The 17,754-nt window shown below is 40.0% G+C and carries 9 protein-coding genes; 1 reads left to right on the top strand and 8 read right to left on the bottom strand.

The features are described 5' to 3' along the window. Positions 1 to 185 precede the first annotated feature (185 nt). The 5 genes from BC008_RS41890 to BC008_RS41870 form a co-directional block, all read right to left on the bottom strand. The gene (locus BC008_RS41890; protein WP_058184686.1) at positions 186 to 6,155 is read right to left on the bottom strand and encodes a type I polyketide synthase; all 5,970 of its coding nucleotides are present in this window, start codon (positions 6,153 to 6,155) and stop codon (positions 186 to 188) included. Between the two features lie 119 nt (positions 6,156 to 6,274). After that, complete coding sequence (locus BC008_RS41885) at positions 6,275 to 7,678, bottom strand: hypothetical protein (RefSeq protein ID WP_036264917.1); 1,404 nt, start codon at positions 7,676 to 7,678, stop codon at positions 6,275 to 6,277. 287 nt (positions 7,679 to 7,965) lie between these two features. Continuing rightward, positions 7,966 to 8,247, bottom strand: coding sequence for an acyl carrier protein (locus BC008_RS41880; RefSeq protein WP_058184684.1), 282 nt, complete (start codon positions 8,245 to 8,247; stop codon positions 7,966 to 7,968). 358 nt (positions 8,248 to 8,605) lie between these two features. Further along, the gene (locus BC008_RS41875) at positions 8,606 to 10,489 is read right to left on the bottom strand and encodes a fatty acyl-AMP ligase (RefSeq protein ID WP_027841975.1); all 1,884 of its coding nucleotides are present in this window, start codon (positions 10,487 to 10,489) and stop codon (positions 8,606 to 8,608) included. 598 nt (positions 10,490 to 11,087) lie between these two features. Continuing rightward, entirely contained in the window at positions 11,088 to 12,047 is a 960-nt protein-coding gene (locus tag BC008_RS41870; protein ID WP_027841976.1) for a class I SAM-dependent methyltransferase, read from the bottom strand. A gap of 541 nt (positions 12,048 to 12,588) precedes the next feature. Here BC008_RS41870 and BC008_RS41865 point away from each other — a divergent pair. Continuing rightward, positions 12,589 to 13,788: a serine/threonine protein kinase gene (locus BC008_RS41865; protein WP_027841977.1), complete on the top strand. Its 1,200-nt coding sequence runs from the start codon at positions 12,589 to 12,591 to the stop codon at positions 13,786 to 13,788. Between the two features lie 128 nt (positions 13,789 to 13,916). Here BC008_RS41865 and BC008_RS41860 read toward each other — a convergent pair whose 3' ends face one another. The 3 genes from BC008_RS41860 to BC008_RS41850 form a co-directional block, all read right to left on the bottom strand. Continuing rightward, positions 13,917 to 14,258 carry a ribulose bisphosphate carboxylase small subunit gene (locus tag BC008_RS41860; RefSeq protein ID WP_027841978.1) on the bottom strand — a complete coding sequence of 114 codons (342 nt, stop codon included), beginning with the start codon at positions 14,256 to 14,258 and terminating at the stop codon, positions 13,917 to 13,919. 136 nt (positions 14,259 to 14,394) lie between these two features. After that, the gene (gene rcbX / locus BC008_RS41855) at positions 14,395 to 14,799 is read right to left on the bottom strand and encodes a RuBisCO chaperone RbcX (RefSeq protein ID WP_027841979.1); all 405 of its coding nucleotides are present in this window, start codon (positions 14,797 to 14,799) and stop codon (positions 14,395 to 14,397) included. A 141-nt stretch (positions 14,800 to 14,940) separates the two neighbouring features. After that, the gene (locus BC008_RS41850) at positions 14,941 to 16,371 is read right to left on the bottom strand and encodes a form I ribulose bisphosphate carboxylase large subunit (protein ID WP_027841980.1); all 1,431 of its coding nucleotides are present in this window, start codon (positions 16,369 to 16,371) and stop codon (positions 14,941 to 14,943) included. Between the last annotated feature and the right edge of the window lie 1,383 nt (positions 16,372 to 17,754).

Here is a 17,754-nt window from a genome sequence, read left to right as displayed (position 1 = left end):
TGGTGGTAGGCTATGGTTTACAGGAGTAATATCATGTTCGCTTAATTATTCCTCATCAAATACCCAAGGGAGAAGGGAGCGGGGTGCACAGGGAGAAAGGATTTCCTGTTTTTTCACGCGTACGGGAATCATAACTAATTTACCGAACATGACATAAAACACCTTTCTAGGGTAAAGCCCAGATTTTAAACCGGAACTTTCGGAGTTTCTAGAAACCCACTACGAACAAAATAAGAAAAATAAGTATTGAGTAACTGAGAGTTTACGGGAGAACAGATAACAGAACTACCTTCAAGCATTGATACTGTCCCTGAGCAGTCAAGCTTGACCCTTCTTTGAGCTAATCCCGAAAAAGTTAGTTCTTCTTCAGACCATCTCCGCATAAAGAAAGGTATTAAACCACTCAGAGCATTTTCTTTTGCAGCCGAAGTTTTAATTAGCTGTGCTTCCCACTCCTGATAAGGAATTTGGCGTACTTGATAACCAAATTTATTTATCCAGTTAGCAACGTTATTCCAACTAGAAAAATGGGGATTATTCAAGTGAAAAGCTTTTCCTGATGACTCTGGAAGCTGCGATAGATAAACAATCGCACGGCTTACATAATCTACAGGCACAATGGTTATACCACAGTCCATCTCAGGTATGCTACCCATTTGAATGCAACCTTTGAGAAAACGACAGGTAAAATCATCGGTGTTCCAAATACCTGTTTGGCTATCTCCTGCAATTAATGGGGGTCTGTAAATCGTAACCGGAAGTCCGCGATCGCGAGCAATAGTTACTAATTTTTCTGCTACCCATTTAGTCTGTGTATAGCCCAAGTCTATGCCATCAGTATAAATAATTGGTTCTGATTCTTTTACTTTTTTGCCATAATAAGCAGAGGAATCAAAAACTGCATCTGTTGATACATAGTGCAATGGTTTAACTTTCCACTGACAGGCTAATTTTAATACTTCTTGCGTACCTAAAACGTTTGTTTTTTTCAACGCAGAATAAGGGTACACAAAGTTTAAAACTGCCCCATTATGATAAATAATATCGATTTGCTTCGCTAATTTAGCAAATTCTTGTGGTGTCAGACCGAGGTGTGGCTTGGATAGATCGCCAACAATGGGAATGATTCTTAAATCGTACCGGGATTCCCACAGTTCATAAAATTTGAGGTTATTTTTGATTTTCTGTCGAGCCATGCTTGCGTTATTGGCGCGCACCAGACAAAATATCTCGGCTGTAGTCTGCTCTAGCAATTCTTGAAGTAAAAAAGCTCCCAAGAAGCCAGTTGCACCGGTCAAAAGAATTGAATCTGTCTTAGTTTTCTCGGTACTATTTGTTAATCCAACTGTTAATCCGGGATAAATTGATTCTTCAAGGATGGCTTCGTCATAGAGATTCAAGCTATTTTCTCCTACCTCCGAGATCGCAATATCGGGTGTAAGTTGCTTAAGTAATAGATTCGCAATTTTGGTGATATTTTGTGCCTGTAAAACCTCCAACATAGATAATTTTACTTGTAATTGAGTTTGAACCAAGTTAACTAATTCTATTGCCATTAGCGAGTCCATACCCATCTCAAATAGACCTTGCTCTGGGGGAGGTAATTGAGATGATGTCAGTTTGAGTACCTTCTTCACTTGATCTTGAAGGTAACTAATTAAGAAAGCATGACGATCGCTTGGGGCTGTCAATTCAAATTGTTGCAGTATCTTTGGTTGTGATACTTTTGGTTCTGAAAGCCCTGGCTGCGAAGTTCTTGAAAACTGCTCTAACTCTTGGGAGTTTGCTGATTCTCCTATTTGTGCTAGCAGCGAGCGAGGACCCCTAGCTTCATAAATCTCTTTGAATAGATTCCAATTAATATCAGCGACGGTTACTTGGGGCGAATCTCCCTTAAGTAAACTTGCTAAAGCTGCGATCGCACTATCTGGTTCTAGTCCTTTTACACCCATCAGTTTCAACAAAGCTTGAAACTCTTCTTTAGCCATACCAGCTCCAGCCCAAGGTCCCCAATTTACGCTTAATGCTGGTAGTCCAAGTCGGTGACGGTGATGAGCAAAAACATCAAGAAAATGATTTGCTGCAGCATAGTGGGCTTGTCCTTTGGAACCCCATACCGAGGCGATAGAAGAGAAGCAAACAAAAAAGTCTAACTTCATGCTCTGGGTAAGCTGGTGCAAAATCCATGTTCCTATAACCTTAGGACGAAGCACAAACTCAAGGCTGGTAAGATTAATATCTTCAAGGGTTTCATATTTAGTCACCCCCGCAGCATGAATAATTCCTTGCAAGGGTAAATTTGAGGTTTTAATTCCTTCTAAAACCCTCAGCATATCTGCTTGATCGGTTACATCTGCCCGAGCAACTTTAATTGTCGCTCCTATTTTTTCTAGTTGGGAAATAGTTTTTTGGGTTTGGGGGGAAACTTGACTGCGTCCAGTTAACACTAGGTGCTTGGCTCCTTGTTCCACCATCCACTTAGTAATTGTTAGCCCTAAAGCTCCCAAACCACCAGTAATTAAATAGGTTCCATCCGGGTTAAACCCTGCTTGGGAAAATTTTGGTGGCGTTTTTTTCACCAAACGTGCTACATAACGCTCTCCATTACGAAATGCGAGATGATCTTCTCCTTGGGGATGACTAATTTCTGCTAACAGATTTTGTACTTCATTTGATTCGGATTTGGGTGCTAAATCCAGCATACCGCCCCACAGTTGGGGATATTCCAGAGCAATTACTTTTCCTAAACCCCATAGAGGTGCTTGAGCTACTGCAAGCTCAGAGTCACAAGCTGGTACTGCTCCCCTGGTAACCAACCACAATTGAGAAGTCAGTGAGGTATTATTTTTACTCAAGGATTGCACTAAGTGCAATAAACTGCCACACAACCGCTTCTGGGTTTCTTCCAGAACAGAAATCGTTAACTCAGAGGTGGTTTTTGCTTCTAGACCCCAAAGGTAAATGACTTTGTGCGGGTGCACTTGAGTTGGTTGCTGATTCTCAAACTCCTGCAACAAAAGATCGAAGTGACCGGGTTCGGATGGATTTAAACTCGCAAATCCGTCTTCTGGAGCTTGATAAACATCCCCAGGATATATTAGGGTGCAATCGTGACCTTGTTGCTGTAGTTGTTCTTGTAAAAGTTTACCGAGAGTTTGCCCAGCATCAGATATTCCTGTAAAAATCAGCCAGTTACTAGGTTCAATATTTGGAGCAATACCGTTATCCAACTTAGGTAGCTGACGTGTTTTTGTTTGCCACTCTACTTCGTGGAACCAATCATCAATTTCTGTTGCTATTTTCTGTTGTTGCCCCTGCTTAATCAATACTTCCAATAACTTGGGTAGTAATTTTACCTCTTCTGAAGAAAGTTCTCCCGTATCAACTATCTGCTGAGTTAACAGATCGACATTTTCTCGTTCGAGAATGTCAACTATATGGGTTTGAATTTTAACTTGAGATGAAGAGTCTTTTGCTCGGTCCTGATTTTGGTCGTCCTCAAACCAATAGCGCTGTCGTTGAAATGGATAAGTTGGTAACGCAACTCGACGTCGAGAATAATCTCGATCTAAACCAAACCAATTTATACTTGCACCTCGCACATATAACTTAGTCAAGCTACTGAGCATCGTTTGCCAATTTGACTGAGCTTGATGCAGACTAGGAAGCCACACACATCCCTCTTCCGGAATAAAACGACGAGCCATTCCCAATAATATTGGTTTTGAGCCTATTTCTAGAAAAACTCGATATCCTTTTCGATAAATAAGCTCCATGCTCGTAGCAAATCTGACAGGCTCTTTGATATGACGACACCAATACTCAGGTGTAGCTATTTCAGATGTAGCAATGTTACCAGTTAGATTGCTGACTAAGCTTATTTGTGGCGCAGAATATTTAATTTGATTTGCAACTCGTTCAAACTCCCCTAACATCGGTTCCATCAGGGAAGAGTGAAAAGCATGAGAAACCTGTAATTTTTTCGTCTTAATTCCTTCTACTTCCAAGCTTGTGCTTATAACTTCTATGGAATCGCTATGACCAGAAATTACTACACTTTGGGGACCATTAATGGCTGCGATCGTTGCGCACACGCCTTCCCCTTCATAGGCTTGAATTAAGGAATTAACTTTACTCTCCGATGCCAACACTGCTACCATTGAGCCATTTGTTGGTAAAGCCTGCATTAAACGTCCTCGTTCGGCAATTAGCTTTAAGCCGTCCTCGAGGCTAAAGACCCCTGCAACACAGGCTGCAACGTATTCGCCTACACTATGACCCATAACAACTGCAGGTTCTACCCCCCAAGATTGCCACAACTTGAATAAAGCATATTCAATAGCAAATAAAGCTGGTTGAGTATAAGCAGTTTGATCGAGAATTTTACGATCGGAATTAGCGTACAAAAGCTCCAGCAAGGACCGATCCAAATATGACCGGAGAAGGCGATCGCAGTGGTCGAGAGTTTCCCTGAAAATCGGTTGAGTTTCGTAGAGCGATCGCCCCATATCTAAATATTGGGAACCCTGACCAGTAAATAAAAATGCGATTTTCTGGCGTTTTTTAGTCGTTACTTTACCGTTCGTCAATCCGGTAGTTTGTTCTCCCCTTGCAAAAGCCCGCAGAGAGTCGCGCAACTGGATGCTAGATTCCGCAACCACAGCAAGACGACGCTCAAAGTGCGATCGCCCCGTATTCGCACTAAAGCAAAGATCTGCTAATGATATTCCGCTGACTAATAAATCTGCATAACGTTGGGCTAAATCTCTTAAAGCTCCATCATCTTTCGCCGATAGAGCCAGAGCATGCAAGGGACGTTCAGATTCTCGATCCGCTCGATTTTCCCCCTGATCGCGATCTAGTAGTTTCTTCTGATCGGCAGCTTGTTCTAAAATCAAATGACAATTAGTCCCACCGAAGCCAAATCCACTAATCCCAGCTAAGCGACTCCCAGAGCAATTCCAAGGTTGAGACTCAGTAGGAATAGAAAATGTCGTTCTTTGCAAGGAAATATAAGGATTTAATTCTTGTAAATGTAAATGAGCAGGAATTTCTTTATGTTGAAGCGAAAGCACTACCTTAATTACACTAGCCATTCCAGAAGCTGCTTCCAAATGACCGATATTGGTTTTAACCGAACCGAGCGAACAAATTTGCTCTGGCTTGCGACCTTCCATCAACACCGCTTTAAGGGATTTGAATTCGATTGGATCTCCTAAAGCAGTACCAGTACCGTGAGCTTCTACATAACTAATTTGGTCTGGCGATACTCCCGCATTTTCCAAGGCTTGACGAATAACTGCTTGCTGAGAAGGTCCGTTAGGAGCTGTGAGTCCATTACTAGTACCGTCTTGGTTCACAGCCGAGCCTTTAATAATTGCTTGAATTCGATCTCCATCTCTTACAGCATCACAGAGGCGCTTCAAAACAACTACACCGCATCCTTCTCCCCGAACGTAACCATCAGCGCTAGCATCGAAAGTTTTGCAACGACCATCATTAGCCATCATTCTCGCTTGCGAGTAAGTAATAGTTGGCTCTGGAGATAACATTAAGCTAACCCCCCCAACTAAACCTAAATTAGACTCCCCTGTCTGTAAACTTCGACAAGCGAAATGCAGTGCAACCAAAGAAGAGGAACAAGCCGTTTCAATGACTAAGCTTGGTCCGCGTAGATTAAGAACATAGGAAAGGCGATTAGCTGCGATACATAAAGTATTACCAGTACCGTCGTAAGCGCTAATGCGATCCACATCCTTCGCTAGCAACCTGCCGTAATCATAATTACCAATAGCAATAAAAACCCCTGTTTGGCTGCCAGATAGATTCTCCGGTATTATTGCCGCATTCTCAAGAGCTTCCCAAGTGACTTCCAAAACTAGCCTTTGCTGAGGATCCATTCGCTCAGCCTCGCGAGGAGAAATTCCAAAAAAACTAGCATCAAATCGATCTACTTCTTTGAGGAAACCACCCCGACGGGTATTCATTTTCCCTGGCGTTACAGGTTCTTCGTTATAAAACCTGTCAATATCCCAACGATTAGATGGTACTTGAGCGGTCGCATCCACACCATTGTGTAAAAGCTCCCAGAAAGACTCAGGATCTTGTGCTCCCGGGAAACGACAGCCAATACCGATAATTGCTATGGGTTCCAATTCTAAACCTCACACTGTAAAAATTTTTGCCCAGCTACTGATCGGCTATAATGGGCATTAAAAAATCAACTTTCAAAAACAAAAAGTCAAAACAAAAAATACAATCAGATTCACTCGTGTCAGTTAAGAGACTGGGAAAACTGCTTAAAGGTTTTACTGTTAGTTTCAATCGCTTTACCAATAGAGCCACCTGAATTCATGATTTCTAATTCGCGATTAACAGACCATAAGTAATCTATATCAGTAAAAGACCGTCGCAAATCTGATAATAGGCGTTGGTGGTATTTCAGGTTGACATGGAAACCCTCATGTTCCTGACACAAGCATTTCTCCAGCCAATAAAGTGCTTCTTGACTAGAGAATCCAAAAACGGATGATTGCAATAATCTATACAACGAATCAATGAAAGCCGCATCAGTTCGGAATACCGATGGTAGAGCCGCAGAAAGACCACTCAGACCCACACTTTGCGCCCGATAGATGGTTAAATTGGCAACGAATTGCTCGTAAGCTGTGGGTTTTGGAAAATTTTTGTACAACTCTTGAGCAATCATTTGGGAAGTTGTCGTGTGAAAAGCCTCATCCATCAAATGGTTGAAGGATACTGCTGTTGGAGTAGGAATAAACTCGCCTTTTTTGTCCAATTCCCGATAGTATTGCACAAAACGGTACTCATAGTTTTTCAGCAACATATTGGCAATAAAGCGTGTAAGGTAAAACAAACACGCCAAAAAAGGCGAACTTCCGCAGTTCAAAGTAAAAAACTGTAGTACAGGACGAGAAGCTAACTGTCCCAGTAAACCAGTAGTTTGAGCTGGGAGAGGTTCGCCTTTTCCATCCAAGTTTCTTAAATACTGCGAATAGTACTCACTTTGGTCTTTTAGTACAATTTTATTGGTAATAAAGCGAAAGGTTGAATCTTGAAACGATGACAAAGTAGACTTTTGCAAGCTTGAGGATAAGGTACGGCGTCCCTTTCTTGGGGAAATTTTCATCGTTGGGGCATTTTTCCTACCTTGTGTAGAGGCGCGAAATGCTGTTTTACCCAGCAGTGCCTTTTTGGTTTTATAACCAATATTATGAAAGGCATGAATATGATCGCGTTCTTGATCTGTCTCTAAGTCAAGCATTCGACAGAGCGTTTCATAACCGCTAAAGTTACCGAAAACACCAGCAGTCACTTGATTGTAAAGAACAGCATTAGCCTCAGTTGCAGCAGTTTGATTATACTGTGTCGCCCAATAGAGATGATTGAGAGCTAGTTTTTGCGAATCGGAAGCTTGTTCGTAGAGCGGAGTTCCATATAAGGTAGAAAGCTCTGGCTTGCTCCAATAATAACTACTGTTATTAGCGTAGTTGAAGTTTTTGTCTAGCTCTTGTATCTTCTCGGTGTAATCAGACTCAGTGTTGCGCTGATAGTTAATCTCGGTGAGCTTAACGTGCTTTTTTACTTCAGAATTATTTACTTCAGAATTATTTGCAGAGTGATTTTCTTGAACTGATGAAGCAGTAATATCTACCATAAATTTACCCTTGAGAAAGTCACACACTAAATATCTATCTCTAACTTAAGTGACAGTTCCTTTATTTAAAATATTGGAAGCTATTATCTCCTCTTTACTCTTATATTCTCTCCTCTGATAGATAGATTTTTATCATTTATTAGATGTCTGTCGACAGTTGACTTCGAGCGAATAAATCTGTCAAATTTTGCGACAGTTGTCAGGAATTTCTCATAAATTGGGATTTATGGTAGTGATATTCGCAATCCATTTAGTTTGGTAAGCGGTAATTGCTGATAAGTGCAGTCTCAGGAAGCTAAATGCTTAGCCAAAGCCTCAACTGTAGGATAGTCATAAAGGAGAGTTGGATCTAGCTTATGTCCAAGCCAGTCTTCCAAATCTCCAGTTAAACCTACTGCTGCGGAGGAATCTAAACCGTAACTGTCAAAGGGAAGTGTTGGGTCAACTTCATCTGGCTCAACCTCAAGTAATTCTGCAAGATAAGAAATCATCCATGCTTCAATTTGTGCTACTGTTGGTGACTGTTTACTTGTATCAATATTTGCCGCTTGGAGATTTTGAGTTTCCATTATTATTAGACCTCGTAATTTTATTGGAAAACTAATTATTAGAAAACGAAAAATGAAAATTTTGAGATAGAAGATTTTGAAGTAAAAGATATTCAATCTCAATCGTTGGGCTTTGACGATGGACTCTCAAGGGGAAATCTTTCAAATTCAGGATAGAGTACCTAATTGATGGAAGTAAAATTATTTTCCAATACTAAATCTCATTCCCGAATCCCTATCGGAATTTCCCTCCTAATTCCCCTATACTAACCATACTTTCCAACTTCCTCTTCTCATTTTTCAAAGAGGGGTAATTAAATAGGATTTAGTATAAATTTTTTGGCTCTACCCGATGGTTTTGAGTCGATAGAACAACATACTATATCTTTCTATTGCTTGATAATTCCTGCAACATGTTGTCAACCTCTGCTTGTAAATTTCTGAACTCAGCTTTATCCTGTGGATTTTCACTCCAATCTTTGACGACATTCAAACTTCCGTTGAGAAAACCAGCCCGACAAGCATATCGCTGAATTTTACCGCTAGAGGTCTTAGGAATGCTTCCAGTCTTGACCAAAACAGCAGCATAAATCTGTAGTCCATACTCTGCAGCTACAGCCCTACGGATACTTGTAACTACTTCATTTACGTCCAGCTTGCGCAAGTAACTCCGCTCAACTTCTTGAACTATCGCCAGTTGCTCTTTACCCTTCATTTCTACCGCAAATGCGGCTCCACAATTAGGTCGCAGTGCTGGGTGACTCTTTTCTACTGTAAGTTCAATATCATTAGGATAATAGTTTTGTCCGCGGATAATAATCATATCTTTGAGTCTTCCGGTCACGAATAACTCGTCCCCATGCAAAAACCCTAAGTCTCCGGTACGTAAAAATGGTCCTAAAGTTACTTGACTTTCTTGCTCTTCGTTCTTTGTATCTTCATTTTTGACATGTCTTAAGTAAGCATGGAAAGTTTCTTCGGTTTGTTCCGATAAATCCCAGTAACCACCAGCCACGCTCGAACCACAAACCCAAATCTCTCCTATTTGACCCGTCTTACACTCAGTTAAAGATTCAGGATCGACTATGGCAATTTTTTGGTCCGACCAGCTCCCACCGCAGCTAACAAGGGTCCGGACATTTTCACTTTTATCATTAGCTACTACTACGCGATTTTGCTCCAGTGCAGTTGCTTCAACTTCAAGAGTCGTGGGTGGATCAGATTTCAAACCTCCAGATACCATTAGAGTTGTCTCAGCCATTCCATAACACGGGAAAAAGGCTTCTTCTCGAAAACCGTAAGGGGCGAAAGTTGCAGCAAAATTTTCTAAAGTCTGGGCGCGAACCGGTTCGGCTCCAGTAAAAGCTACTTCCCAACTACTAAGATCGAGATTTGAGAACTGCTCAGGTTTGAACTTGCGTACGCATAAATCATAAGCAAAATTTGGTCCCCCACTAGTAGTTGCTTTGTGACAGGAAATTGCCTCAAGCCACCGCATCGGCTTTTGCAGAAAATCTACTGGAGACATCAGCGCAACTGGGAATCCCCCGTACAGAGGTTGCAAAACTCCGCCAATCAGACCCATGTCATGGTACATCGGCAACCAAATTACACCCTGACTAGTAGGTTTGTGACCGAAGGACTGATGGATAATGTTTGAGTTATGCAATAAATTCCCGTGACTAACCATCACACCCTTCGGGATACCTGTAGAGCCTGAGGTGTACTGAAGAAAAGCTAGGGTGTCACTATTTACCTGAGGTCTTTGCCACTTTTGAGCAAATTCATTGTCAATGCTATCTGTTGCAATCCAGTGCAGCTTACTCAGTTGTGAATTCTCACTCAAGCGCTCTTTGATCTTACCTAGCTCAGAAGTAGTAGTGAGTGCTACCTTAGCCTGAGAAGAAGCTACGATACTTTCTAACCTAGACATTTTTTGATTGCGCCGAGGTGGATAAGCAGGTGTTGCTACCACTCCTCCATAGAGACATCCGAAAAATGCAGCAATAAATTCCAGACCTGGTGGATACAACAACAAAGCCCGCTCTCCACTTTCTACTAAAGACTGGAGACAAACTGCGATCGCCCGCGCATGTACCTCTAACTGATGATATGTAAAATGCTTATTTGGTTCTAATTCTCCATAATCTAAAAACGTATAAGCGATCCTATTGGGCTGATTTTGCGCCCTGACATGCAGCAAATCGACCAAGGTCGAGTTACTACAGTAAATTTCACTCGAATAACTCAAATCATTATTCATTCGCTATTTCGCACTCCACTTATCTCCTCACCTGCCCGATAGCTAAATCTAATACGAAAAATATTCGTATGTATGCTTTAAGCAAGCCTATTGAATCACTTTTAAAATAAATTTACCGATTGAGAAGTTTCGTTCTTAAGCAATAAGTTCAACGCCGCAGTATATGAAGTTATTGAGAAAGAAGATAAGGTATACCACAAACGAACTGAACTGGAATTCTATCAGGAATACTTTAAAGCTTTACTACCTTAGATGGTATAAACGTCAGTCTATGGCTTTTATACGTCTAAATTAACGTTTTTTTATTTTTCAAATGTTAAACAAATATTACTTGCCAGACATTAACAATCTTGTAAAAAATTAGTAAAGTTTTGCAATAAATATCAATTTAAAATGAAGATATGTCAAAGTATAAAGATATTTCGGCAGAAACATTGTACATAATTTACTCTCCTTAATGTAAATATACTGAAAAATAGCTTGAGATAGTTCCTTATCTCTTGCTCTTGTAATATATCAGCAAGTTGACCTACAACTACTGAAGATAAGGTGTTCTAACAATATAAACCTTGAGCTAAGATTTCTAAATCAGGATCTTCTAAGAGGCTTTTTTACGAAAAATCATCATCATATCTGTGTGTAAACTTAACCAGTAGCCAAAAATTCCGAAAAATAAGAACCGTAAAGAGGTCAATGCCTTCCATACTTTGATTGGTTCAAAAATGACATCAAAGCTACCACCTAAAAGTCTCTGGTATTGATTCCAAGCTCGAGTGTTGAGGAAAAGCCAAGGAGTATCCGAATATGTCCGGTTGAAAAACTTTACTGATTCCCATCCTTGTTTACTTACCAAAGACTTTAGAGATTCCGGAGTATAAATATGTAGGTGGTAAGGAACATGGACCGGATTAAAATAGTCGGACAAATCGGCTCTATCTAACTTAATATTCGCTGCGTTCGGTGTACCAATAAAAACATAACCGCCAGGTGCGAGCAGAAGATCCAACTTACTCAGCAGTTCATTAGGATCTTCTATATGTTCGATCGTATCCTGAAGGAGAATGTAATCAAATGCTCCCTGCTCGAGAATTGTTGGATCGCGAAAAACATCATCAGAGCTATAGGGATCGTACCCATAGCACCGACTAAAGCCCCGTTCTCGCAAATAACTGACAAACATTCCATTGGAACAACCGTAATCAAGCATTGAGTGACTGCTAGAGAAACCATATTTCTTTAACATTCCATGCAGCCTAGAATAAATGATTTTGTATGGTAATGTGAGTTGCGCTTGGGCATAAGGATATTTTGAGTAATAGAAATCGAGATCTACAACGTCCAGACAGTGGATGGTCATGCAAGTAGAACATCGCCAAACCTTGAAGGATTCGTTACTAAAGGCTCTCACATTACAGGGAAAATTTACGGTCGTCGATGTATCTTTAGGATCGATGTGATTATTGCAAACTAAACATTGATAGCGCTGTTTATTATTTTGTGAGTCGCTATTAGATCCAACTATCTGTGGAAGATTATTACTCTTATCTATAGGATTCATAGGATTAATTTTTTTAAGTGCAGTAATTTAGCTCTGACAATTTCCAAAATCCCGTTCTAGACTCAATAGAACGGTTAATTTTTCGTACGCCCAATATATTTGAATTTATAAACGGAAGCTTGCGAATGAAACTGAGGATATCCTGTCTTGGCGAGTATTCCCACCCTGGGGGTGAATTTGCTGAATAGCAACTTATGTTATCGCGGCAGTTGGTTCAACATTCTACCACTATCGTTACCCATATTCGCAGAGTGGGTCATACAAAGCATTAATACGACTTTCTCTATTGGCACTACTCAACCTATATTTTGAAAAGGATGGAGAGTGTAAATTAAACTATTTAGACTTTGACACAGACTTCTAATTTGATCTCTCCAACAAAGTTAAACTTAATTACGATCTGAATTTCGTACCGATCTCTAATAATAGCTAGTTGAGTAAATATCCCCAGAAGTTTATGGTTACCGTTAGATCTTTGACAACTTAAAATAGTTTCTAGTTAAAGTAGAATCATGCGCTTGAAAAAAAAGCAGGTGATTTGATGCTGCAAGCAGAGCAAGTATTACAAAATCGCTATCGATTACAGCGATCGCTAAGTAATAATGGCATTCGTCAAACTTGGTTAGCAAAAGATTTACGATTGCATGCGCAGAGCTTGCGCTTATCGCCAGGTAAGAAAAAACGACAAGTAGTACTCAAACTATTAGCTTTTGGTGGTAATGTACAATGGGAAGACCTAAAACTTTTTGAACGAGAAGCACAGATTCTCAAGCAACTCGATCACCCCCGCGTTCCCCAGTATATTGATTATTTTTCAATTGACGATCGCACACTTTGGTTTGGTTTAGTACATGAATATATTCGCGGAGAATCTCTCAAGGAAAAGTTAATTCAAGCGGAAAGATTTACTGAAGATAAAGTTAGAAAAATTGCGATTGAAGTTTTAAATATTCTGATTTATCTACACCAATTGAATCCACCCGTACTCCACCGAGACATCAAACCCAGTAATTTAATTTGGGGAGAAGATAATCGGATTTACTTAGTTGATTTTGGTGCGGTTCAAGATAAGGCGACAAAAGAAGGAGTTACCTTTACTGTTGTTGGTACCTATGGTTATGCACCGATGGAACAATTTGGTGGAAAAGCCGTTCCTCAATCAGATCTTTATGCTTTGGGTGCGACTCTAATTCATCTATTAACAGGTGTTTCTCCTGCTGAATTACCCCAGAAGAATTTACAAATTCAATTCTTTGACCGAGTTAACTTAAGTCCAGCTTTTGTGGGTTGGCTGCAAAAAATTGCTCAAGCAGCACCAGAAAATAGATTTAGTACTGCCACTCAGGCGTTAAACTCTTTAGAATCAAACCTTACTATTTATTCTCAAAATTTACCAGAAAAGTTATCTTTTGTTAACAATTCTGGTTGTGGTTTAAGAAGCGCAGAAACAATTCCTGATGAAATCAAAGGATGGAATTGGGGTGCTTTTTTAATGCCTTGGTTATGGATATTTCCCAACAAAGTATGGTATGGCGCGTTATGCTTTTTGCCTAATTTTGGCTGGATAATGGCATTTGTAATTGGTGCTAAAGGTAATGAGTGGGCTTGGAAAAGCCGGCGTTGGCGGAGTATCAAGCACTTTAAGGAACATCAACGAGGTTGGGCGATAACTGGAATTATGTTCGGAGCACCTACCAGTATTCTTTTGTGGTGGATGATGTTAGAGCTTGTTTTGAAATGATACTTCTACGATCCCAAAACCACAAAAAACCTCCCCGTTGAATACGGGGAGGAACTCAATTCTTCAGGTAAGGTAATATTTGTCTGAAAAGCTTTGATTCAAATTCAATCCAAAATAAAATTGAATTTTTAGTATCTGTAACCGCCTTGGTTGGGTTTGTGAACGATAAAGCTGAGAATTTGACACTGCTTGATATTGTCAAAACCAACAACACGAATAAAGCAGCTAGGATACTGAGAACGACAAGCTTGAATCTCGTTCAAAACTTCTTGGGTGCTTCTAGCGTTGAACAAGGGTAATTTCCACATTGTCCAATAGATCTCTGTAGGTTCAGAGGTTTCGTTGAATTCAATTGCTGGGAAATAACCTTGCTCTAAAATATATTGGATCTGACGATTAATTTGAGCGTCACTGAGGGGAGGAAGGTAAGAAAGGGTTTCGTAACGACGTTCTTTTGGTAAAGTTTGCATGGCGAATATTAATTATTTTGCGAAATTTGACATTTATCAGTTGTCAGTTGTCAGTTACCAGTTACCAGTTAATGCGCTGTCGCGCACGCTGCGCTAACAATTACCAACTAACTGTTCACTGTTAATTATTCACTGACTAAAGATTATCTGAACTAGGATCCGAAGATTGCTGCTGTTGGGATCCCGAACTGGGGTTAGAAATATCTAATTGCGTTATTCGCTCAAGATGCTTGCGACGGTGCTCCATATTCGCTTGTGTAATCCCAGCACTCACCATTTCCGGTAAGTATTCTGTAACTTCCTCCGCTAAATGTTCTCTGACTGTCATTATTCGTAAAGCCAAATCCGGACTTTCACGAGATAAATCTTCGATATACGCTTCCCCATCTTGAATTTTATCCTTAACAGAAAAGCGATGTAGCCAAAGCGACAAAGGTGGATTGGTTTCACTGAGTTGAGCTATCACCGTTTTCACAGCCTGATAAGTCAGGTAGCTTTGCAGCGTCTTAGCTGTGTCCTTCGCAATTTGTTTAATATTCATGCTTGACCCCAGCCCGTAATAAGTAAAAAGTTAAAAGTCAAAATCCAAAAGAAAAGAGTCAAAAGAAAAACAACTATATTTCTCTTAAATACTTAAATATTTGAATTCGGTCCTTTATCTTTTTACTTCCTACTTAAACGATCAGACGGTATCCATTGCTTCAAACTCGAACTTAATTTCTTTCCAAAGTTCGCAAGCAGCAGCCAATTCTGGAGACCATTTTGCAGCTTCACGGATAATGTCATTACCTTCGCGAGCCAAGTTACGTCCTTCGTTACGAGCTTGGACACAAGCTTCTAAAGCTACGCGGTTCGCTGTAGCACCAGGAGCATTACCCCAAGGGTGACCTAAAGTACCACCACCAAACTGTAGTACGGAGTCATCACCAAAGATTTCTACTAGCGCGGGCATGTGCCATACGTGAATACCACCAGAAGCAACTGCCATTACACCAGGCATAGAAGCCCAATCTTGGGTAAAGTAAATACCGCGAGACTTATCTTGTTCAACATAGTTCTCACGTAGTAAGTCAACGAAGCCCATTGTAATGCCGCGTTCACCTTCTAACTTACCAACTACTGTACCGGTGTGAATGTGGTCACCACCAGACATCCGCAAACACTTAGCCAATACCCGGAAGTGAATACCGTGGTTCTTCTGACGGTCGATAACCGCGTGCATAGCTCGGTGAATGTGTAGCAACAAACCGTTATCACGACACCAACGAGCCAATGTGGTGTTAGCTGTGAAACCTGCTGTTAAGTAGTCATGCATTACGATGGGCATGTTGAGTTCTTTCGCGTACTCAGCACGCTTGAGCATTTCTTCGCAGGTAGGAGCGGTAACGTTTAGGTAGTGACCTTTGATTTCGCCAGTTTCTGCTTGTGCTTTGTGGATTGCATCAGCCACAAATGTAAAGCGATCGCGCCAACGTTGGAATGGAGCAGAGTTGATGTTTTCATCATCTTTGGTGAAGTCCAAACCACCACGCAAACATTCGTATACGGCGCGTCCGTAGTTCTTCGCAGATAAACCTAACTTGGGCTTAATGGTACAACCGAGTAAAGGACGACCATATTTGTTGATTTTATCGCGCTCAACTTGGATACCGTGGGGAGGTCCTTGGAAAGTTTTGAGGTAAGCAACGGGAATACGTAAGTCTTCCAAACGTAATGCACGCAGAGCTTTAAAACCAAATACGTTACCTACAATTGAGGTCAACATATTGGTTACAGAACCTTCTTCAAACAAATCCAAAGGATAAGCTACGTAACAGATGTACTGGTTATCTTCACCACGTACTGGCTCGATATCGTAACAACGACCTTTGTAGCGATCCAGGTCGGTTAACAAATCGGTCCATACAGTGGTCCATGTACCGGTAGAAGACTCAGCAGCAACTGCAGCACCGGCTTCCTCTGGAGGTACTCCTGGCTGGGGGGTCATACGGAACGCCGCTAAAAGGTCCGTATCTTTTGGTGTGTAATCGGGTGTGTAGTAAGTTAATCGATAATCCTTTACACCTGCCTCATATCCTGATTTTGACTGAGTCCTCGTTTGAGCGTAAGACATATTTCCCTTCCAAGTCACTCTTTACTTACAACAAATTACGTCGATCTGCGAATTTTCTTTACCACTCCTCTTGCTCCCTATGAAAGGGGAAAATCAAGAAAAAATGTTTATTAGAAACTCCCTCAGGTAGAGGGTTATATTTCGTTCTTTTTCTGGTTCTTTTAGGAACACTTAGTGAAAGACAAAGATTATCGTATCCGTTTTCCTTTATACTCCACTAATCTTTTTTAGACTTTGTTCAACCTTAAGTTTTCTCCAAAAGAGAAGTCACTTCATCATTTTCCGTTGGTTTGAATCAAGTTTTTGGATGCATCTAATACCCATCAGATACAATTTTCCCAGAACATGACCCTCATTCCCACTAGAAAAATAAGGATTATCCTCCGATTGCATTAACTTAGAGTCGCGATAAAAAAAATTGAACAACTGCACACCGCGTAATTTGTAGCCTGATCCACAATATATCAAGAATGTAATAAGTTATTCTTTGAAGATTTTTAACTTTTTGATTTAATTTTCTTATTAAATCATTTTTTAACAATATGTTGCGAAAACTTTACAAATGCGACTTTTAAGTAGTAGTTAAATTCGACTTGAGAACATAAAACACCTATTTGTCTAAGATTTCAGACCTTAAATAAGCAAAGTCTCAAAATCTTCAGAATAATTTGATAAATTAATTTGACTTTTAATTCGTCTTGTATAAGCACATTTATTTTGTTTTCGTTTTAAAAAAGCGAGAATAAATATTGAGATTTGTAAATATAATTAAAGTGAAGATGAATGAGTGCGCATGTATGATACTGCTTCAACTAGACAAAAAATTAAGAAACAGCAAGTGGAAATAAGTAATACTCCCATACTTTGCTGTTATTATGTATACTTTTATTGTTTTTCTCTGTGCGTTCAAATCTTCGGTTGGTAACACTTTCGAATCAATTGGTAAACGATAGGGATACGTCCCACAGTTCCAAATTCCTTCCACATACCTATTAAGCTATTAAGCTGAAACATGACTTATTCCTTTCCTTTCTCTTTAGAAACGCGACTAAATTATGAGGTCATAAGTTTCGTCTTTCAACACTAGTGAATACCTTTATTTAGTAGCATGCTCAAGATTGTTACTTTGTAATTGAGTTGCTCTGTTCAAACTTACTTGAGAAAATCTCCATTTACAATCTTAAAAATTGATTTAGCAATTATTGCAACTAATACAAATTACTATAGTCATCTAATTTTATATTTCAATTTTATTTCGCTCAAAAAATTTCTAATTTTTGCAAACATGCTTTTGGATATAATCCAGAATGACATGTTTTTATGATGTTTATTTTTACTGTGAAATGAAGAAAAATTGATGTAATTATTAATACTAAAAGCAAA

The organism is Mastigocoleus testarum BC008, assembly GCF_001456025.1.
Lineage (GTDB): Bacteria > Cyanobacteriota > Cyanobacteriia > Cyanobacteriales > Nostocaceae > Mastigocoleus > Mastigocoleus testarum.
This window is presented reverse-complemented; position numbering and strand designations above follow the sequence as displayed.